Raw genomic sequence first — 17,812 nt, forward strand, 5'->3', positions numbered from 1 at the left:
CCGGTCGCCCCATACGCTGTGAGACATGCGGTTCGTCCTGCTCGGCGGAGCTGTGTTCGCGGCCTCGCTGCTCGTGGTGCGAGGACAGATCGGCGTGCCCTCCGACCTGCCGCTGCCGGTGCTGATCGCGGTCTCCGCGGCCGCGGGCGTGGCCGCCTGGCAGGCGCGGAGGTCGTGGTGGCCGCTGGCGGCGGTGAGCGCCGTCGGGTACGCCTGGCTGGCGATGTGGCCGCCGCTGCTGGTCGCCTCCTACTGCGCGGGGCTGACGCTGAGGGGGCGCCGCATCGCCGCCTATCTCGGCGGCTGCCTGGCGGTGTGCGGGGCCGCCGCGCTCGTGGGCGAGCACCAGGGCGGCTCCCACCGGCTGATGACCGCGAGTCCGGGGAACGCGCTGATGGTGGCGCTGGTCGTGATCGGGCTGCCGCTGGCCCTCGGCCTGTCCGTACGGGCCACGCGGGAGGCGGCCACGGAGCGGGCCAGGCGCCTCGAACGCGAGCAGGTCATGCGGGCCGAGCAGGCCAGGGCGCAGGAGCGGGCCAGGATCGCCAGGGAGATGCACGACGTCGTCGCGCACCGGGTCTCGCTCATCGTGCTGCACGCCGGGGCGCTGGAGGTGCGGACGGCCGACGAGGAGACCGCGCGGGCGGCTGCCATGATCGGCGGGATCGGCCGCGAGGCCCTGACGAACCTGCGTGACGTGCTCGGCGTCCTCCGCTCTCCCACGTCGGAGGCCGGGCGCCGGCCGCCGCCCACTCTCGGCGACCTCGACCGGCTGCTCGACCAGTCCCGAACCCTGGGCATCGCGGTGACCAGGCGCGACGAGGGCGAGACGCGACCGATCGAGGCGAGCGTGGAGCGGACCGCGTACCGGGTGGTTCAGGAGGCGCTCACCAACGTGCACAAGCACGCGGGGGACGCCGCCACGGACGTGCTCATCCGCTACGGGCCGGGCGAGCTGGAGGTGGAGGTGCGCAACCAGGCGCCGGGATCGCCGCCCGAGGAACTGCCCGGCGCGGGCTGGGGTCTGGTGGGGCTGCGGGAACGGGTCGAGCTGCTCGGCGGCACGCTGCGCACCAGCGCCCAGGACGGCGGCGGCTTCCTGGTCAGCGCGAGGATCCCGACATGATCAGGGTGCTGATCGTGGACGACGAGGAGCTCGTCCGTTCGGGGCTGCGGCTGATCCTGGAGGCGGCGGGCGACATCGCCGTCGCCGGCGAGGCACGCGACGGCGCCGAGGCGGTCTCCGCCGTGCGGCGGCTGCGGCCCGAGGTCGTGCTGATGGACGTACGCATGCCGGGCATGGACGGCCTGACCGCCGCCGCCCGCCTCATGTCCGGGCCGGACGCGCCCAAGCTGATCATGCTGACCACGTTCGACCTCGACGACTATGTGCACGAGGCGCTGCGCCTGGGCGCGGTCGGGTTCCTGCTCAAGGACACCCCGCCGAGGGAGCTGGCCGCCGCCGTCCGCACGGTCGCCGGCGGCCAGGCCATGCTCTCCCCCTCGGTCACCAAGCGCCTGCTCGCCGCGTACGTGGACCGCGCGCCCTCACGGGCCGAGGCCGCCCGCAGGCAGCTCGCCCAGCTCACCGGCCGGGAGGAGGACGTGATCAGGGCGCTGGCCCGCGGCCTGTCCAACGCGGAGATCGGCCGCGAGCTGCGCCTGACGGAGGCCACGGTGAAGGCGCACGTCAGCCGCGTGCTGGCCAAGCTGGGCCTGGCCAACCGCGTACAGGCCGCCATCCTCGTCCACGACGCCGACCTCGGCTAACCGGTCACATCCGCGTAGTAGCAGGCCGCCTGCGCGTCCGGGACGGCGGGCAGGATGTCCAGCAGCTCGGACCGGCACCTCGCGTCCACCCCCGCCTCGGCCGCCTTCCCGGAGGCGAGCACCTGGCAGCGGGCGTGGAAGCGGCACCCGCCGGGGATCCTGGTCGGGTCCGGCGGCTCGCCGGTGAGCACGACCCGTTCTGGAGATTCCGGCAGCACCGACATCAGGGCCTGCGTGTACGGGTGCCGCGGCGCCGTCAGGACCTGCTCCACCGGGCCGGACTCGACGATCCGGCCCAGGTACATGACCGCCACCCGGTCGGCGATGTTCCAGGCCAGGCCCAGGTCATGGGTGACGACCAGCGCCGACAGCCCCAGCTCCTCGCGGAGCTTGAGCATCAGGGCCAGGATCTCGCCGCGTACGGAGGCGTCCAGCGAGGCCACCGGCTCGTCGGCGATCAGCACCTTGGGGTTCAGCGCCAGCGCGCCGGCGATCACCACGCGCTGCCGCTGCCCGCCGGAGAGCTCGTGCGGGTAGCGCAGGAAGAACCGGTCGGGCGGCCGCAGCCCGGCCCTGGACAGCGCCTCGGCCACGACCTCCCGCTCGTCCGGCAGGCCGTGGATGCGCGGCCCCTCGGCGACCGCCTCGTACACGGTCTGCCTGGGGTTGAGCGAGCCCATCGGGTCCTGCAGCACGAGCTGCACCTGCCTGCGGTACGCCTTGAGCGCCCTGGAGCCGTAGTCCAGCGCGGCGCCGCCGTACCGGATCTCGCCCGAGGTGGGGCGCTCGAGGCCGAGCAGCGTGCGCGCCAGGGTGGTCTTGCCGCAGCCGGACTCGCCGACCAGGGCCACGATCTCGCCCTCGCCGACGGCGAGGTTCACGCCGTCCACGGCCTTGGCGCGGCGCCCGCGCGAGGAGAACTCCACGTGCAGGTCGCGGGCCTCCAGCAGGCTCGGCCGGGCCGTCGAGACGGCCTCCGCGGTGGTCTGCGTCTCGGTCATGAGGCCCCCTCCTTCTCGCGTACGTGCACGCACGCGGCGCTACGGCGCTCGCCCGCGGGCCACAGCTCCACGTCCAGGGTGGGGCATTCGTCCAGCGCCACGGGGCAGCGCGGGTGGAACGCGCAGCCGCTCGGGAGCTGCATGGGGTCCGGCGGGTCGCCGCCGAGGCCCTTCGGCGCCAGCCGCGAGGCCGGGTCGCCCACCGTGGGGAACGCCGCCGCCAGCGCCCGGCTGTAGGGGTGCTTGGCGTCGTGGAACACCTCGGTGGACGGGCCGTGCTCGACGACGCGGCCCGCGTACATGACCGCGAGCTGGTCGCACACGTCCGCCAGGACCGACAGGTCGTGCGAGATCATGATCAGTGAGATGTCGTGCTCGGCGACCAGTTCCTTGATCAGGCTCAGGACCTGGGCCTGCACCATCACGTCGAGCGCCGTGGTCGGCTCGTCGGCGATGATCAGCCGCGGCGAGCACGCCAGCGCCATCGCGATCATCACGCGCTGCCGCTGCCCGCCGGAGAGCTCGTGCGGGTAGCTGCGGGCCCGCCAGGCGGGCAGGCCGACCTGTTCGAGCAGCTCGGTCACGCGCCTGCCGGCGGCGTCCGGCTTGGCCAGTCCGTGGACGAGCAGGGGCTCGGCGATCTGGTCACCGATCCTGCGCACCGGGTTGAGCCCGTGCTGCGCACCCTGGAACACGATCGAGGCCTCGGCCCACCGCACGGCACGCATGCGGCCCCACTTCATGGTGAGCACGTCCTCGCCGTCGAGCAGGATCCGGCCGCCGACGTGCGCGTCGCGGGGCAGGAGCCGCAGCAGCGCCATGGCCAGCGTCGACTTGCCGGACCCCGACTCGCCGGCGACTCCGAGTGCCGCTCCGGAGTCGAGCGTCAGCGACACACCTCGCACGGCGGGCACCTCGCCCGACGCGATGCGGTACGTCACCGACACGTCCTCGAGTTCGAGCAAACTCATGCCGCCCTCCTCAGCCGCGGGTTGAGCACGGCCTCCAGCGCCCGCCCGACCAGGGTGAACGCCATGACGACGGCCAGGATGGCGAGGCCGGGGATGAAGATGTACCACCACGCGCCCTGCGTGGCCGCGCCGAAGTCATAGGAGGCGCGCAGCATGGTGCCCCACGAGGTCTTGTTGGCGCTGGCGCCGAGGAAGGCGAGCGTGGACTCCGTGACGATCGCGCTGGCCACCTCCAGCGTGGTGCTGGCCAGCAGCAGCGGCGCCACGTTGGGCAGCACGTGCCTGGTGGTGATGTGCCAGTGCCCGCCGCCGAGCGCCTTCGACCGCTCGATGTACGGCCGGGACTCCACGGCGAGCGTCTGCGCCCTGATCAGCCGGGCGGTCGACGGCCAGGTCGTGATCCCGATCGCCATGATGATGGTGAACGTGCTGCCGCCCAGGATGGCCGCCAGCACCAGGGCCGTGACCAGCGACGGGAGCACCAGGAACCAGTCGGTGACCCGCATGAGCGCGCCGCCGAGCCAGCCGCGGAAGTGCCCGGCGGCGACGCCGACCACCAGGCCGATCACGATGCTGAGGAACGCGGCGAGAAAGCCGATGAACAGCGACGTGCGCGAGCCCCACCACACCATCAGCAGGATGGAGCGGCCCGACTCGTCGGTGCCGAACGGCTCACCCGGGCTCGGCGCCGCCCACTTCGCACCCGTGCCCTTGATGACGCTGGTGACGTCCGCGCTGATGAACAGCGGTGCGACGAGCGCCAGCAGCACGGCGACGACGAGGATCACCAGGCCGACCATTCCGGCCCGGTGATGGCGGAACTCGGCCCAGAAGCGGCTCAGCGCCAGCCGCCTGCGATCTGCGGCGACACTGGTCATGCCGACCTCACTCTCGGGTCGAGCATGTGGTACACCACGTCGGCCAGCGTGTTCATGACGATCACCGACACAGTGATCAGCAGGAACGTGCCTTGCATGAGCGTGAAGTCGGGCACACTGACCGCCTCGTAGAACAGCTGCCCCAGTCCGGGCCAGGTGTAGATCGTCTCCACGGTGACCGCGCCGCCGACCACGAAGCCGATGCGCATGAAGACCAGGGTCACCGTGGGCAGCAGCGCGTTGGGCACCGCGTGGCGGCGGCGTACCTCGTCGTCGCGCAGGCCCTTGGCGCGGGCCACGGTCACGTAGTCCTGGCTGACCTCCTCCAGCAGCGAGGAGCGCATGACCAGGAGGTACTGCGCGTACACCACGGCCACGAGGGTCAGGCACGGCAGCACCATGTGCGAGGCCACGTCCAGGATGTAGGCGAACCCGTCGGGCGCGTCCACGCTCTCGATGCCCCTGAAGGGGAAGATGCCGGGAATGGGGCCGATGCCCACGCCGAACACCATCATGAGCAGGAGTCCCAGCCAGAAGGTCGGCACCGACCAGAGCAGCAGCGACGCGCCGGTGGAGAACCGGTCGAACCTGCTGCCGGGCCGCCACCCCGCCCGCGTGCCCTGCCAGATGCCCAGGCTGACCGCGATGACCAGGCCCGTCCCCGCCAGCAGGAGGGTGGGGCCGATGCGCTCGCCGATCAGGTCGAGCACCGGCCGCTTGTACTCGTACGAGGTGCCCAGGTCGAGCCTGAGCGTGTCGCCGACGAACTGGAAGAACTGGTCGATCAGCGGCTTGTCCAGGCCCAGCCGGTGGCGTTCGAGGTTGAGCTGGTCCGGCGTCATGTTGCGGCCCTGCGCGAGGTTCCGCACCGGGTCGCCGGGCAGCAGCCGGAACACGAAGAACGTCCCGACGATCACCATGGCGATGCTGAACAGCGCCCCACCGGACTTGGACAGCGCGTACTGCAGCGTGCCGCGGCGGGTGGAGCGCTCGTCACCAGGGCCCGCCGCCTGGACGGCGGCGGGCTCTGCTGCTTCCAGCGGAGTGGTCATTCGCGCTCGTCTGCGACGTTCTTGCGCCGCCTGCTCAGGAGGAAGACCGCCAGTCCGATGACCACGACGCCGCCCACGATGCCGACGATGAGGCCGGTGTTGGAGCCGCCGCCGGAGCCGCTGCCGCCGCTCGCCGCCGTGGCCTTGACGTCCACGGTGTAGAACGGCCAGTAGCCGCTGCCGCCGTACAGGAGGCCCTTGTCCTCAGGGACCGGGGTGATGCTGGTGATCCGGTCCTTGCGGTAGCCCTCGAGGTCGTTCGTGTAGTAGATCGCGATGATCGGGGCCTGGGTGTAGAGGCGCTCCTGCATCTGCTTGATGATCTCGGCGCGCTTGGGCCGGTCGAGCTCCTTCAGCTGCTCCTGGTAGAGCTTCTCGAAGGTCTCGTCGCAGAAGAACGACTCGGTGCCGCCGCCCTCGCCGTTCGGGGCCGGCCTGCGGCTGCACAGGTGGGTGGCCAGGACCTCCTCCGGGTCGGGGTTGACCGACCAGCCGCTGATCGCGATGTCGAAGTTGCCGGTGACGCCGGTCTCCTCGGTGAACTTGCTGGACTCCAGCTTCACCGTGGTCAGCGTGATGCCGACCTCCTTGAGGAAGCCCGTCAGGTACTCGGCGAGCTTGTCCTCGATCGGGGTCTCGGTGTGGATGGTGAAGCGGAACTCCAGCTTCTTCTTGCCGTCGGGCATCGTGCGGACGCCGTCGGAGCCCTTCTTGTAGCCGGCGTCGTCGAGGATCTTGTTGGCCTTGGCGGGGTCGTACGTGACCTTCTCGTCGCCGGTGGCCTCCCAGAAGAAGTCCTTGTACATCGGCGGCACGATCGAGCCGTCGGCGGGCTTGGCCAGGCCGTTCTGGACCTCGTCGACCAGCTTCTGCTTGTCGATGGCGTAGTGCAGCGCCTGGCGCACCTTGACGTCCTTCAGCGCCGGGTGGCCGTCACCGACGGGCTTGTTGTCGGTGGTGGTGGCGCCGTGGTTGATCTGCAGGTACGCCGCGCGGCGGCCCTGGGTGTTCCACGCCTCGATGTTCGGGTTGTTCTGGATGGCCTCGAACTCCGGCGGGGTCATCCGGCCGAGCAGGTCGATGTCACCCTTCTGCAGGCCTGCGACCGCGGCCTGGGGGTTGTCGTAGAAGATGACCTGCAGCTCGTCGACCTTGGGCTTGCCCCGCCAGTAGTTGGGGTTGGCCTGCAGCTTGACGTACTGGTCCTTCTTGTGCTCGATCGCGATGTACGGGCCGCTGCTGACGCTCGGGTACTTCTCGGCGTCGTAGTTGGCCAGATCGGTGACCGACTCCCAGACATGCTTGGGCATGATCGGGATCGGGTTGTCCAGCATGGACGCCTGCGGGGTCTTGAGCTTGATCGTCAGGTCCTGGCCGCTCGCCGTGACGCTCGCGAAGTTCTCCACTGCCGGGCCGTTGGCCGTCTTGGCGGCCTCGTCCGTCATGATCTTGTTGAACGTCCACGCCGCGTCGTCGGCCGTGATCGGCTGGCCGTCCGACCACTTGGCCTGGCGGATCTTGAACGTCCAGGTGAGCCCGTCCGGCGACGTGGTCCACGACTCGGCCAGGTCCGGGCTGGGCTGCAGCGTCTTGGAGTCAGGGACCGTGAGGTAGCCGTACATCCAGCGGTGGATCGACGTCGAGACCAGGCGGACAGCGAGGAACGGGTTCATCGAGTCCATGGACTGCGTGGCCCCGATGCGGACGATCTTCTTCCCCGCCGCAGGTTCCTGAGCCTGGGCCGCGGTCGCGCCCTGACCTGCTACTAATAGCGCGACACCCAGCACTGCCAGGCGCGCGAACCATTTCCTCATAAGTGCCTCACCTTCAGGCGGGGGTTTTCCTGTGTAGAGAAAGGCACACCATACGGAGTCCGCGTGTCAACGAGTGGCGGAAAATTGTTTCACTCTCGTTTCCATTTTCGGTGTAAATTTTCACCAACGGTGGCAGCCCCCTGACGCGGCGCCCCCGGCGAGTCCGGCACCACTATGCCGCCGACCGGAGCGGATGGCGAGCGGCATACCCCCTCCCCCTACAGGACGCATACACCCGGCCCTCTCGGAAAGGGGGAGAGGACATGCAGCCAAGGGAGGAGTTCACATGTTGGACGGCAAGACCATCGCGTTCCTGGTCGCTCCCGAAGGAGTGGAGCAGGTGGAGCTCACCGAGCCGTGGAAGGCGGTCAAGCAGGCGGGTGGCACTCCCAAGCTGGTCTCCACCCGGTCGGGTCAGGTCCAGGCGTTCCACCACCTGGACAAGGCCGACAGGTTCGCCGTGGACGAAACGGTGGACGACGCCGACCCGGCGTCCTACGACGGCCTCGTGCTCCCCGGAGGCGTCGCGAACCCCGACTTCCTGCGCATGGAGCCGCAGGCGGTGCGGTTCGCCCGCGCCTTCTTCGACGCGGGCAAGCCGGTGGCCGCCATCTGCCACGCGCCCTGGACGCTGGTGGAGGCGGACGTCGTACGCGGCCGTACCGTCACCTCGTGGCCCAGCCTGCAGACGGACCTGCGCAACGCGGGGGCGACGTGGGTGGACCAGGAGGTCATGGTGTGCACGGGCGGACCGAACACCCTGGTCACCAGCCGCAAGCCGGACGACCTCAAGGCGTTCTGCCAGGCGGCGACCGACGCGTTCGGCGACCAGTAGGAGTTTCAGGCAAGAAGGGTTTCGGCCAGGCCCCTGACCGAGGACTTGAGCCGGGCCGGCCCGCCGTCCGCCATGACGTGCCGGGCGAGGTCGGCGTCGAAGGAGCCGAGCAGCGCGTGGGCGGCGAACTCCGCGTCGAGCCGGACTTCGCCGCCACCCGGCCCGGCCTCGGCGATCAGCGCGGTCACGTGCGCGTGCCAGCGCAAATAGGTCGGATCCCGATACTTGTCATCGGCGCAGGCCCGCTCGTGGGCGGCGAAGAGGGCGAGGTTGCGCTGAGCCAGCTCGGCGAGCTCGTCCAGGAAGGCCAGCAGCCGCTCCTTGGGCGGGTTGCCGGGCCCGAGCGGCGAGCCGGGCGACTCGATGGCGAGCGCCAGCGCGGCGGCCCGCTCGGCGAGCAGCTCCTGGAACAGGCCGGTCCTGCTGCCGAAGCGCCGGAACAGCGTGCCCTTCCCCACCCCGGCCGCCGCGGCCACCCGGTCGAGGGAGATGTGCTCGGCCCCGTGGGTGGCCAGCAGGTCCTCCGTGGCCCGCAGGATCGCCTCCCGGTTGCGCGTGGCGTCTGACCGCACCGTGATCCTCCTTCGCTTGCAACCGGACTATCGGTCCTCATACTATCCCTGCCATCGAAACGGACCGACAGTCCGTTCTTGGGTGCAGGGAGGTCGTACATGCGCGCACTGGTGTCGGGTCCAGGGGGCGAGGGACGGTTCGCGGAGGTGCCCGAGCCCGTGCCGGGCCTCGGTCAGGCGCTCGTCGAGGTCCATCACGCGTCGGTGAACTTCAGCGACCTGCGGCACATGGGGCGCCTGCCGCTGGGCACGGTGCTCGGCTACGACGCGGCCGGCGTCGTCGTACGGGCCGCCGAGGACGGCACGGGTCCCGGCGTGGGCGCGAGGGTGGCGGCGTTCGGGGCGGGGGCGTGGGCCGAGCGGGCGGCGTTCGACACCGGCTCGCTGGCCCCGGTCCCTGACCAGGTGGATCTGGTACGGGCCACCGCGCTGCCGATGGCCGGCCTCACGGCGCTGCGCTCGCTGCGGGCCGCCGGACCGGCGCCGGGCTCGCGCGTCCTGGTCACCGGGGCGTCGGGGGCGGTGGGGCGGCTGGCCGTACAACTGGCCCGGCGGTCGGGCGCGCACGTCATCGCCTCCGTCAGCAGGCCGGAACGCGCCCACCACCTGACCGCCACGCTCGCGGCCGATGCCGCCCCAGTCGAGCAGGGCCGGCCGGGCAGTATCGAGGTGGTCGTGGGGCTCGACGGCGTCGAGCCGGTCGACGTCGCGATCGAGACGGTGGGCGGCCCGACGCTCGTCACCACCTGGTCCCTGGTGAAGCCCGGCGGCAACCTCCAGAGCATCGGCTGGGCATCAGGACAGTCCGCCACCTTCCCCCCCAACTCGACGTTCTCCTTGGGCCCCGCCAAGTCCCTCAACTCCTTCGGCGACGTGGCGGCCCCCGCGGCGGACCTGGTCCACCTCCTCGCCCTGGTGGCCGCCGGCGACCTCTCCGTCGAAATCGGCCGGCACGGCCCATGGGAGGACCTCGAGGGCGCGAAGGCCGCCCAGCTCGACGGCTCCACAACCGGGAAGATCACCCTGAAGGTTGGCCACACGCCTGACTAGCCCGAAACCCACCCGTCACGCCTTGTCCTCGACCGGGAAATGGTCTAGATGTAGTCCAAATAGAGCGTCCTCCGCGCCCCCCAGGGAGACCTCATGACCACTGAAGAGGATTCCAGGCGACTCGCCGAGCTCGGCTACAAGCAGGAGCTGGCCCGCACCTGGAGCGGTTTCTCGAACTTCGCCATCTCCTTCTCGATCATCTCCATCCTCGCCGGCTGCTTCACGACCTTCGGACAAGCCTGGAACAACGGCGGCCCCATCGCCATCTCATGGGGCTGGCCGCTGATCTCCCTGTTCATCCTGATCATCGGGTTCTGCATGTCGGAGCTGGTGTCGGCGTACCCGACGGCGGGCGGCATCTACTGGTGGGCCGCCACGCTGGGCAAGCCGATCCACGGCTGGTTCACCGGCTGGCTCAACCTGATCGGCCTCATCGCCGTCACCGCGTCGGTCGACTACGGCTGCGCCACGTTCCTCAACATCACGATCAGCCGCCTGACCGGCGGCGCCTGGGAGGGCACGCTCCACCAGGCGTTCCTGCTGTTCGTGATCATCCTGGTGCTGCACGCCCTGATCAACATCTACAGCCACAAGCTCATCTCGCTGCTGCAGAACATCTCGGTCTGGTGGCACGTCGCCGGCGCGGCGGTCGTGGTCGCCATCCTGGTCTTCGCGCCCACCCGGCACCAGTCACTCGGCTTCGTGTTCACCGAGATGATCAACAACTCCGGCTTCGGCTCGCCGGGCGATCGGGGACTGCCCTTCTGGCTGTACGTCCTGCCGCTCGGTTTCCTGCTCACCCAGTACACGATCACCGGCTTCGACGCCTGCGCCCACGTGTCGGAGGAGACGCAGGGCGCGGCCAGGACCGCCGCCCGCGGCCTGTGGCAGTCGATCTTCTACTCGGCGATCGGCGGCTGGATCCTCCTGCTGTCGTTCCTGTTCGCGGCCACGAACGTCGACGAGATCAACAAGCAGCTGGGCTTCGTCGGCGCGATCTTCACGACCGCTCTCTCCTCGCCGCTGGCCACCGCGATCTTCGCGATCTCCACGATCGGTCAGTTCTTCTGCGGGATGAGCTGCGTGACCTCGATGTCGCGCATGACGTACGCGTTCTCCCGGGACGGCGCGGTGCCCGGCTGGCGGCTGTGGTCGAAGGTGGACCGCAACCGCACCCCTGTCAACGCCATCCTGGCCGGCTGCGCCGTGGCCGCGCTGATCACACTGCCCGCCCTCTACGCCCCTCCCGGCTCGACGACTCCGGTCGCGTTCTTCGCCGTCGTCTCGATCGCGGTCATCGGCCTCTATCTGGCGTTCCTGATCCCGATCTGGCTGCGGCTGCGCATGGGCGACAGGTTCGTCCCCGGCCCGTGGACGCTGGGCCGGAAGTACAAGGCGCTCTGCTGGATCGCGTGCGTCGAGATCGTGATCATCTCGATCTACTTCGTCATGCCGTTCTCGCCCGCCGGGGTGCCCGGCAACAAGGCCTTCACCTGGACCTCGGTCAACTACGCCCCGATCGCGGTCGGGGTCGTGCTGATCGGAATCGCCCTGTGGTGGACGCTGTCGGCCAAGCACTGGTTCACCGGCCCCCGCCGCACCGTCGACGAGGTCCCGGTGTCCTGACCCTGACGTGGGTACGGCTGACGCGAGCCGTACCCACGTGCCGTGCTAGCAACCTGCTAGCATCAGCCCATGGCAACGCTCTACATCCGCGATGTCCCGGAACCCGTCGCCGAGTCATTGAAGGAGCGCGCGGCCGAAGCCGGCATGTCTCTTTCGGCTTACGTCGCAAGAGAGCTGGCAGATATCGCCGCCAGGCCGACCAATGCCGAAATAGTCAAGCGGCTCAAGTCCCGAGATCGCTCCCAGGGGCCCTCTACCGCTGAGATCCTCGACGCCGTCCATGAGGGCAGACGATGATCATCATCGACTCGTCCGCCATGGTCGAGGCTTTGACGGGACGCGAGGCGGATGTCGAGCTCCTCGACGCCCTCCAGGCAAGCGTCCACGCCCCTCATCTGCTGGATGTCGAGGTTCTCTCGACCCTGCGGGGCCTGGTGCTCGGCGGCAAGCTCGCCGCATCTGCAGCCGAGCAGGCACGAGCCGACTACCTCGCACTTAAGATCTCCCGTTACGAGATCAAGGGCATCGCGGAGCGCATCTGGGAGCTGCGTCACAATTACACCGCCTACGACGCCGCCTGTCTCGCACTCGCCGAAGCGCTCGAGGCGCCGCTCTACACCTGCGACGGCAAGCTCAACGGCGGCGGACATGACGCCGAGGTGCAGGTCTTCCCGCGCAGCTAAGGCCCAAGCGGTGGTCAGGAGGCCTCGAAGGCGGCGGCCACGGCCGTGCGGACCTCGGCCATCGAGGCCGCGCCGAGCTCGCGCTTGAGCGAGGTCATGTCCACGTCGGGCATCCCGCAGGCGATCGCCCAGTCCCAGGGCGACAGGTCGCCGTCCACGTTGAGCGCGAACCCGTGGCTCGTGACGCCCCGGCTCTGCCGCATGCCGATCGAGATGATCTTGCGGCCGGTCTCGGTCGTCCAGACGCCGGTTAGCAGCTCCGAGCCCGGCGGCGTGTCGCGGCGCTCGGCGGACAGCCCCAGCTTGCCCAGCGCCTCCACCAGCCGCAGCTCCACCTCGCGCACGTAGTCGACGATGCCCTGGTCCTCGGCGAGCTTGACGATGAGATAGCCGACCAGCTGCCCGGGCCCGTGGTAGGTGAGCTGGCCGCCGCGCCCGGTCTCCATGACGGGGATGCCCCGCGAGGGGTCGGGCAGGTGGGCCATCGGCGTGCGGCGCCCGATCGTGTAGACGGACGGGTGGCTGAGCAGCCACAGCGTGTCCGGCCGCTCGTCCCGCTGGCGCTGGCCGACCATGTCGGTCATGCGCTCCATCGCCGTGTCGTAATCGACGAGATCGTCCTGGATGAGTGTCAGCGGCCTTGCCCTCATCCTTCGAGGATAAACCGCGTCCCGAGCAGCCCGAACTGGGGATCCCACGGCAACTGCTGCCACCCTTGTAACCCTTTCCACTTCATACCGCAGGTCAACAAGCAGGGGCGTGAACCGACCCCCGAACTGGAAGAACGACGCGGGCGGTGCACCGAGGCAGCCGCCCGCCGACGAGTAGCGCTCAGCCGACGCAGGCCGTCCGCCGATCCGCGGCGGGCGGCCTGCCGTCGCTCCCACCGCCTGCGGCGGCTCGCCCGCGCACGCTACGCCGCCGTACGGTAGCCCCTCGGCTCCTCCGGGATGAGGATCCACATGGCGACGTAGACGACCCACAGCGGTCCCGGGATGAGCGACAGCAGCAGCCAGAGGATGCGGACGAGGGTGGGCGGCAGGCCCATCTTGTCGGCGAGGCCGCCGCAGACGCCGGCCAGAATCCTGTGTTCTCGTGAGCGGTACATGATGTTTCCTCCGTGTGTGACGACCTACCTGTGAAACGGACGGCCGGTCCCACGGACTCCCGTCAGGAACCCTGAGAAAACCCTGTAAGGGTCAGCCACTCATGCGCCATGCCCAGATGTCGGCTGGTCAGTCCCGTTCGGGGCTCCACGTGGATGAGGAGGAAATCATCCAGACCCTGATGCACCCTGAGATACTCCTCGTCCTCCGCCCACACCTGGTCGTCGAACCAGACGAACGGCCGCCGCCCGACGTACTCGGCCACGCGCGGCGTCTTGAACATCTCCCCGTGCTCGGAAGGCACGTCCGGGTTCAGGGGGATGACGGGGAGCGAGGGCAGGCCGATCCTGGGGGCGATCCAGTCGTTGGCGTGGTGCTCCCACGTCGTCGCCCAGACCAGCTCGGAGCCGGTGGTCAGGGCCAGGTCGAGGAGCCGGCGGCCGTGTCTCGGGTTGAGGTTCACGATGTAGGTGGCGTCGCCGATCGTGCACCGGTAGCGCCTGAAGTCGGGGGTGGGCCGCCCCATGGGGTTCAGGACGCCGTCCACGTCGAGCAGCAGCAGAGGTTTCATCACATTCCGCCGGCTCCGGTTCGGTACTCCTGTGGGCTGATCCCGCGTACGCGCTTGAAGGCCGCGCTGAGCGCGAACGGGCTCCCGTACCCCACCTTCCTGGCCACCGACCCGATCGTCGCGTCCGGCTCGCGCAGCAGGTCGGCGGCGAGCGCCAGGCGCCAGTCCGTGAGGAAGGCCATCGGCGGCTCCCCCACCAGCTCGGTGAAGCGCCTGGCCAGGGACGCCCTGGAGACGCCCGCCTCGGAGGCCAGGGCGGCGACCGTCCACGGGTGTGCCGGATTGTGCTGCATCAGACGCATCGCCCTGCCGACCACCGGGTCGCCCATCGCGCGGTACCAGCCCGGCGCCTCGTCCGACCGAGCGGCGAACCACGAGCGCAGCACCGCGATGAGCAGCAGGTCGAGCAGCCGGTCGAGGACCGCCTCCTGCCCGGGCTCGTCCTTGACGATCTCGGCGCCGAGCAGCGAGATGACCGGGTCACCCGGCTGCGTGAGCAGCGGCGGCAGCGCCTCGAGCAGCCGCCTGCTGACCTCGCCCTCCAGGTTGTACGTGCCGGTGAGCAGCACCGTGCTCCCATGGGGGTCGTTGCCCCACGTACGCACGCCCAGGTCCATCGCGTCGTGGAGCGACTGACCGTCGGGCGTCGAGCAGTGCTGGCCGGGGTGGATCACGATCTGCGGCGCCATGTCCGGATCCGAGGCCACCGTGTACGGCTCCGGCCCCCGGCTGATCGCGACCTCCCCCGGCGCGAGGCGTACGGGCTCGGCGCCGTCGTACACGATCCACGACTCCCCGCGCACCTGCGCGATCACCGACAGCGGGGCCTCGTCCTGGATCCGCAGCGACCACGGCGGGTCGAGGATCGAGCGGAGCAGGAAGGCGCCACGGGCCCGCGGGCCGTCGAGCAACGCCGCGAGGTGGTCCATGGGCTAGACGATCGCATATGCGAATGCGCTTCTCAACCATGGAGAGTCTTATGGGTATGGCGGCTTACTAGGCATATGACGATTTTGGTGCTGGGCGGCACGGGCAAGACCGGCCGCCGTGTGGCTGACCGGCTCACCGCTCTCGACCTGCCCGTGCGGATCGGGTCGCGCCCGCTCTTCGACTGGCAGGACCGCTCAACGTGGCCGACGGCCCTCGACGGCGTGACGGCCGTCTACCTCTCCTACTACCCCGACCTCGCCTTCCCCGGCGCGTACGACGACATCAAGGCGTTCACGGAGCTGGCCGTGAGCACCGGCGTGCGGCGGCTGGTCCTGCTGTCCGGGCGGGGCGAGCCGGAGGCGCAGGCCAGCGAGCGCACCGTCCAGGAGTCCGGCGCGGAGTGGACGGTGGTCCGCTGCAGCTGGTTCATGCAGAACTTCAGCGAGGGCTTCCTCCTCGAGCAGGCGCAGGAGGGCGTCATCGCGCTTCCGGCCGCCGACGTGCCCGAACCGTTCGTGGACGTGGAGGACATCGCGGACGTGGCCGCCGCCGCGCTCAGCCAGGAGGGCCACGCCGGCAAGCTGTACGAGCTGACCGGGCCCAGGCTGCTCACGTTCGCGGAGGTCGCGAGCGAGCTGTCGGAGGCCGCCGGCAGGACGATCTCGTTCGTACCGGTGACGCCGGAGGAGTACGTGGCCGGGGCGACCGCACAGGGAGTGCCGCGGGAGGAGGCAGACGCCTTCGCCGCGCTGTTCACCGGCATCCTGGACGGCCGCAACGCCCACGTCGTGGACGGCGTGCGCCAGGCCCTCGGCCGCCCGGCTCGCGACTTCGCCGAATACGCCGCCGCCAACGCCGCGGCATGGCAGGCCTAGCGGACGCCTGCGGCCCCCGTATCCGCTAGCCTCACCTCGTCAGTGCCGCGTCCTCGGAAGGTGTCGTCGTGATCGGCTGGCTTGAAGCGGTGGTTCTGGGGTTGGTCCAGGGGCTCACAGAGTTCCTGCCGATCTCCTCCAGCGCCCACATCAGGGTGGTCTCCGCTTTCGCCGGCTGGCAGGATCCGGGGGCGGCGTTCACAGCGGTGATCCAGCTCGGCACGGAGGCGGCCGTGCTGATCTACTTCCGCCAGGAGATCTGGGAGATCGTCTCCACCTGGTTCCGGTCGCTGTTCGTCAAGGAGTTGCGCACCCACTGGGCCGCGCGCATGGGCTGGTACGTCATCGTCGGCTCGCTGCCCATCGGCGTGCTCGGTCTGGTGTTCAAGGACCAGATCGAGACGGTCTTCCGCGACCTGCGCCTGGTGGGCACCACGCTGATCGTGTTCGGCTGCATCCTGTGGTTCGCCGACCGCACCGCCCGCAACAAGCTCACGCTCGAAAAGCACCTGAGCTTCACCCACGCCCTCGTGTACGGCTTCGCCCAAGCGCTCGCCCTCATCCCCGGCGTGTCCCGCTCCGGCGGCACGATCACCGCGGGCCTGCTGCTCGACTACCGGCGCGAGGACGCGGCGAAATACTCGTTCCTGCTGGCCATCCCCGCCGTGCTGTCGTCGGGGCTGCTGGAGGTGGCCAAGATCGGCGAGGGCCCCGCACCCGCCTGGGGGCCCACGATCCTGGCCACGATCATCTCGTTCATCGTCGGCTACGCGGCCGTGGCCTGGTTCCTGCGCTACATCAGCCACCACCGCTTCACCGGTTTCGTGATCTACCGGATCATCCTCGGCTTCTTCGTGATCCTCGCGGTCACCGCGGGCTGGATTCCGGAACTGGGCTGACGGCGGCCCTCTCGCGGGAGGGATAGTAGGCCGCCCACGCCTCGTCGCCCATGCGCAGGACCTTGATCCCGGTCCAGCCCAGCGCGATGACGGGCAGGATCCAGAACAGCACGGTCACCGGCCCGTACGGGATGGGGAACGAGACGACGTAGCCGACGAAGACGAGCAGCGGCACCCACCACCCGACGAAGCCCGTCCGCCAGACGGCCGCGGTCAGCAGCGGCAGGCCGAGGATCGCGCAGAACATCCACGGCATCTGGAAGCCGAAGATGACCCCGGGCAGGTTCAGCATCTCGTCGAGGATCTTCTGCGCCTGCTCCGGCGGGTTGTGCTGCCCCAGCCACCACTCGACGGGGTCGATCATCAGCAGCCCGGAGGCGGAGATGTAGCCGACCACCGTCGCGGCGCCGGCGACGTGGCCGAGCCTGGTGGCCTTGCGCCTGGTGAGATGCACCAGGCCCACGGCCGCGACGGCCATCAGCAGCCAGCTCCAGTGGAAGAGCGCCGATTCGGTCTGCGCGAGCGCGGGGTTGACGCCGTAGCTGACCGCCTCCCTGTCGTCGCCCCAGGTGCCGGGGTCGACGACGACGGCGACGGCCTGGAACAGCGGGGCCACGACGAGCAGCGTGCCTGCCGCGACGCGCCGGAATGTCACCTGGTTGTTCAACATGGGGATGACGGTAGGCACCGGGACCACCGGCCGTCGTCCGCCTGCGGGGCGACCGGGCGTCACCTGAGCGGCGGAGAAGATCACGCCGCTGCGGCGTTCAGACGGTCCGGGGATAGCGGCTGCAGAGGGCGAAGACGACGGCGAAGAGGGTCCAGGCGGCGACGTACGCGACGGGGTGGGCCCAAGGCTCGCCGACGATGTCGGCCAGCGCGGCCCGGCCCTCGAAGTAGAGCGCCAGCCCCGCCGCCGCTCCCGGGATCGCGCCCCACCAGCGCTGCCACCACACCTCGTGAACGACCACCTCGAACACCACCAGGGCGATCGGCCCCAGGAGGAGGAACTTCAGCCCGGGCGGGTGGGACAGGAGAGCGGCGAGGCCCATGACCGCGACCGCCGAGGCGGCCGTCAGGAGCACCACGGCCCCGAAGGGCGCGGGCTCGTTCCGCGGGTCCTCCTCGGGGCGCGTGGGCGGCTCGCCGTCGCCGTCCTCGTTCCGGAGATCACTCATG

Annotated in this window: 21 protein-coding genes; 9 read left to right on the top strand and 12 right to left on the bottom strand. The window is 70.1% G+C overall.

Features of this window, described 5'->3' with window-relative positions; all coding sequences use genetic code 11:
* The first annotated feature begins 25 nt into the window (after positions 1-25).
* Positions 26-1,126, top strand: coding sequence for a sensor histidine kinase (locus ABD830_RS37235; protein WP_344998170.1), 1,101 nt, complete (start codon positions 26-28; stop codon positions 1,124-1,126).
* Complete coding sequence (locus tag ABD830_RS37240; RefSeq protein ID WP_344998172.1) at positions 1,123-1,770, top strand: response regulator; 648 nt, start codon at positions 1,123-1,125, stop codon at positions 1,768-1,770. Before ABD830_RS37235 ends, ABD830_RS37240 begins: the two co-directional genes overlap by 4 nt.
* On the opposite strand, the gene ABD830_RS37245 is transcribed toward ABD830_RS37240, so the two are convergent.
* From ABD830_RS37245 to ABD830_RS37265, 5 genes are read right to left on the bottom strand one after another with little or no spacing between them, the layout of a single operon-like run.
* Positions 1,767-2,771, bottom strand: a complete 1,005-nt coding sequence (locus ABD830_RS37245; RefSeq protein WP_344998174.1) for an ABC transporter ATP-binding protein — start codon at positions 2,769-2,771, stop codon at positions 1,767-1,769. The genes ABD830_RS37240 and ABD830_RS37245 overlap by 4 nt on opposite strands.
* Positions 2,768-3,742 carry an ABC transporter ATP-binding protein gene (locus ABD830_RS37250; protein WP_344998176.1) on the bottom strand — a complete coding sequence of 325 codons (975 nt, stop codon included), beginning with the start codon at positions 3,740-3,742 and terminating at the stop codon, positions 2,768-2,770. The genes ABD830_RS37245 and ABD830_RS37250 overlap by 4 nt, the downstream gene beginning before the upstream one ends.
* A complete protein-coding gene (locus ABD830_RS37255; RefSeq protein WP_344998178.1) occupies positions 3,739-4,620 on the bottom strand; it encodes an ABC transporter permease in 882 nt (293 codons plus the stop codon). Before ABD830_RS37255 ends, ABD830_RS37250 begins: the two co-directional genes overlap by 4 nt.
* Positions 4,617-5,672, bottom strand: a complete 1,056-nt coding sequence (locus tag ABD830_RS37260; RefSeq protein WP_344998181.1) for an ABC transporter permease — start codon at positions 5,670-5,672, stop codon at positions 4,617-4,619. The genes ABD830_RS37255 and ABD830_RS37260 overlap by 4 nt, the downstream gene beginning before the upstream one ends.
* Positions 5,669-7,486, bottom strand: coding sequence for an ABC transporter substrate-binding protein (locus ABD830_RS37265; RefSeq protein ID WP_344998183.1), 1,818 nt, complete (start codon positions 7,484-7,486; stop codon positions 5,669-5,671). The genes ABD830_RS37260 and ABD830_RS37265 overlap by 4 nt, the downstream gene beginning before the upstream one ends.
* Before the next feature lie 286 nt (positions 7,487-7,772).
* Here ABD830_RS37265 and ABD830_RS37270 point away from each other — a divergent pair, with 286 nt between their 5' ends.
* Complete coding sequence (locus ABD830_RS37270) at positions 7,773-8,321, top strand: type 1 glutamine amidotransferase domain-containing protein (RefSeq protein ID WP_344998185.1); 549 nt, start codon at positions 7,773-7,775, stop codon at positions 8,319-8,321.
* A 5-nt stretch (positions 8,322-8,326) separates the two neighbouring features.
* Here the strand turns inward: ABD830_RS37270 and ABD830_RS37275 are convergent, their stop codons facing one another.
* Positions 8,327-8,893 carry a TetR/AcrR family transcriptional regulator gene (locus ABD830_RS37275; RefSeq protein WP_344998187.1) on the bottom strand — a complete coding sequence of 189 codons (567 nt, stop codon included), beginning with the start codon at positions 8,891-8,893 and terminating at the stop codon, positions 8,327-8,329.
* A 99-nt stretch (positions 8,894-8,992) separates the two neighbouring features.
* Between ABD830_RS37275 and ABD830_RS37280 the strand changes: the two genes are divergently transcribed.
* The 4 genes from ABD830_RS37280 to ABD830_RS37295 all read left to right on the top strand — a co-directional run bounded on the left by ABD830_RS37280 (position 8,993) and on the right by ABD830_RS37295 (position 12,252).
* Positions 8,993-9,943: a zinc-binding dehydrogenase gene (locus ABD830_RS37280; RefSeq protein WP_344998189.1), complete on the top strand. Its 951-nt coding sequence runs from the start codon at positions 8,993-8,995 to the stop codon at positions 9,941-9,943.
* 93 nt (positions 9,944-10,036) lie between these two features.
* On the top strand, positions 10,037-11,569 hold the full coding sequence (locus tag ABD830_RS37285; RefSeq protein ID WP_344998191.1) for an amino acid permease: 1,533 nt from the start codon (positions 10,037-10,039) through the stop codon (positions 11,567-11,569).
* A 69-nt stretch (positions 11,570-11,638) separates the two neighbouring features.
* Positions 11,639-11,866 carry a FitA-like ribbon-helix-helix domain-containing protein gene (locus tag ABD830_RS37290; RefSeq protein ID WP_344998193.1) on the top strand — a complete coding sequence of 76 codons (228 nt, stop codon included), beginning with the start codon at positions 11,639-11,641 and terminating at the stop codon, positions 11,864-11,866.
* Positions 11,863-12,252 carry a type II toxin-antitoxin system VapC family toxin gene (locus ABD830_RS37295; protein WP_344998195.1) on the top strand — a complete coding sequence of 130 codons (390 nt, stop codon included), beginning with the start codon at positions 11,863-11,865 and terminating at the stop codon, positions 12,250-12,252. Before ABD830_RS37290 ends, ABD830_RS37295 begins: the two co-directional genes overlap by 4 nt.
* A gap of 14 nt (positions 12,253-12,266) precedes the next feature.
* Here ABD830_RS37295 and lipB read toward each other — a convergent pair whose 3' ends face one another.
* From lipB to ABD830_RS37315, 4 genes are all read right to left on the bottom strand, one after another.
* Positions 12,267-12,902 (bottom strand): lipoyl(octanoyl) transferase LipB, encoded by a 636-nt coding sequence (lipB, locus tag ABD830_RS37300; RefSeq protein WP_344998197.1) that lies wholly within the window; start codon positions 12,900-12,902, stop codon positions 12,267-12,269.
* A 263-nt stretch (positions 12,903-13,165) separates the two neighbouring features.
* Complete coding sequence (locus ABD830_RS37305; protein WP_344998199.1) at positions 13,166-13,360, bottom strand: PspC domain-containing protein; 195 nt, start codon at positions 13,358-13,360, stop codon at positions 13,166-13,168.
* Positions 13,361-13,422: 62 nt separating this feature from the next.
* Complete coding sequence (locus ABD830_RS37310) at positions 13,423-13,929, bottom strand: HAD domain-containing protein (protein ID WP_344998201.1); 507 nt, start codon at positions 13,927-13,929, stop codon at positions 13,423-13,425.
* The gene (locus ABD830_RS37315) at positions 13,929-14,858 is read right to left on the bottom strand and encodes an AraC family transcriptional regulator (RefSeq protein ID WP_344998203.1); all 930 of its coding nucleotides are present in this window, start codon (positions 14,856-14,858) and stop codon (positions 13,929-13,931) included. Before ABD830_RS37315 ends, ABD830_RS37310 begins: the two co-directional genes overlap by 1 nt.
* Positions 14,859-14,933: 75 nt before the next feature.
* Between ABD830_RS37315 and ABD830_RS37320 the strand changes: the two genes are divergently transcribed.
* The gene (locus ABD830_RS37320; protein WP_344998205.1) at positions 14,934-15,734 is read left to right on the top strand and encodes an NmrA family NAD(P)-binding protein; all 801 of its coding nucleotides are present in this window, start codon (positions 14,934-14,936) and stop codon (positions 15,732-15,734) included.
* A 71-nt stretch (positions 15,735-15,805) separates the two neighbouring features.
* Positions 15,806-16,633, top strand: coding sequence for an undecaprenyl-diphosphate phosphatase (locus tag ABD830_RS37325; protein ID WP_486348600.1), 828 nt, complete (start codon positions 15,806-15,808; stop codon positions 16,631-16,633).
* Here ABD830_RS37325 and ABD830_RS37330 read toward each other — a convergent pair.
* Together ABD830_RS37330 and ABD830_RS37335 are read right to left on the bottom strand one after the other, a co-directional pair.
* A complete protein-coding gene (locus ABD830_RS37330) occupies positions 16,602-17,303 on the bottom strand; it encodes a hypothetical protein (RefSeq protein WP_344998209.1) in 702 nt (233 codons plus the stop codon). The genes ABD830_RS37325 and ABD830_RS37330 overlap by 32 nt on opposite strands.
* A 97-nt stretch (positions 17,304-17,400) precedes the next feature.
* The gene (locus ABD830_RS37335) at positions 17,401-17,811 is read right to left on the bottom strand and encodes a hypothetical protein (protein ID WP_344998211.1); all 411 of its coding nucleotides are present in this window, start codon (positions 17,809-17,811) and stop codon (positions 17,401-17,403) included.
* Position 17,812: the final 1 nt, after the last annotated feature.

This window comes from Nonomuraea helvata, assembly GCF_039535785.1.
In the GTDB taxonomy this organism is placed as follows: Bacteria; Actinomycetota; Actinomycetes; order Streptosporangiales; family Streptosporangiaceae; genus Nonomuraea; species Nonomuraea helvata.

Bases quoted from the DNA above. Each gene is read 5' to 3' on its own strand.
- ABD830_RS37235 (WP_344998170.1), top strand. From the start codon at position 26: ATGCGGTTCGTCCTGCTCGGCGGAGCTGTGTTCGCGGCCTCGCTGCTC.
- ABD830_RS37240 (WP_344998172.1), top strand. From the start codon at position 1,123: ATGATCAGGGTGCTGATCGTGGACGACGAGGAGCTCGTCCGTTCGGGG.
- ABD830_RS37245 (WP_344998174.1), bottom strand. From the start codon at position 2,771: ATGACCGAGACGCAGACCACCGCGGAGGCCGTCTCGACGGCCCGGCCG.
- ABD830_RS37250 (WP_344998176.1), bottom strand. From the start codon at position 3,742: ATGAGTTTGCTCGAACTCGAGGACGTGTCGGTGACGTACCGCATCGCG.
- ABD830_RS37255 (WP_344998178.1), bottom strand. From the start codon at position 4,620: ATGACCAGTGTCGCCGCAGATCGCAGGCGGCTGGCGCTGAGCCGCTTC.
- ABD830_RS37260 (WP_344998181.1), bottom strand. From the start codon at position 5,672: ATGACCACTCCGCTGGAAGCAGCAGAGCCCGCCGCCGTCCAGGCGGCG.
- ABD830_RS37265 (WP_344998183.1), bottom strand. From the start codon at position 7,486: ATGAGGAAATGGTTCGCGCGCCTGGCAGTGCTGGGTGTCGCGCTATTA.
- ABD830_RS37270 (WP_344998185.1), top strand. From the start codon at position 7,773: ATGTTGGACGGCAAGACCATCGCGTTCCTGGTCGCTCCCGAAGGAGTG.
- ABD830_RS37280 (WP_344998189.1), top strand. From the start codon at position 8,993: ATGCGCGCACTGGTGTCGGGTCCAGGGGGCGAGGGACGGTTCGCGGAG.
- ABD830_RS37285 (WP_344998191.1), top strand. From the start codon at position 10,037: ATGACCACTGAAGAGGATTCCAGGCGACTCGCCGAGCTCGGCTACAAG.
- ABD830_RS37290 (WP_344998193.1), top strand. From the start codon at position 11,639: ATGGCAACGCTCTACATCCGCGATGTCCCGGAACCCGTCGCCGAGTCA.
- ABD830_RS37295 (WP_344998195.1), top strand. From the start codon at position 11,863: ATGATCATCATCGACTCGTCCGCCATGGTCGAGGCTTTGACGGGACGC.
- lipB (WP_344998197.1), bottom strand. From the start codon at position 12,902: ATGAGGGCAAGGCCGCTGACACTCATCCAGGACGATCTCGTCGATTAC.
- ABD830_RS37305 (WP_344998199.1), bottom strand. From the start codon at position 13,360: ATGTACCGCTCACGAGAACACAGGATTCTGGCCGGCGTCTGCGGCGGC.
- ABD830_RS37310 (WP_344998201.1), bottom strand. From the start codon at position 13,929: ATGAAACCTCTGCTGCTGCTCGACGTGGACGGCGTCCTGAACCCCATG.
- ABD830_RS37315 (WP_344998203.1), bottom strand. From the start codon at position 14,858: ATGGACCACCTCGCGGCGTTGCTCGACGGCCCGCGGGCCCGTGGCGCC.
- ABD830_RS37320 (WP_344998205.1), top strand. From the start codon at position 14,934: ATGACGATTTTGGTGCTGGGCGGCACGGGCAAGACCGGCCGCCGTGTG.
- ABD830_RS37330 (WP_344998209.1), bottom strand. From the start codon at position 17,303: ATGTTGAACAACCAGGTGACATTCCGGCGCGTCGCGGCAGGCACGCTG.
- ABD830_RS37335 (WP_344998211.1), bottom strand. From the start codon at position 17,811: ATGAGTGATCTCCGGAACGAGGACGGCGACGGCGAGCCGCCCACGCGC.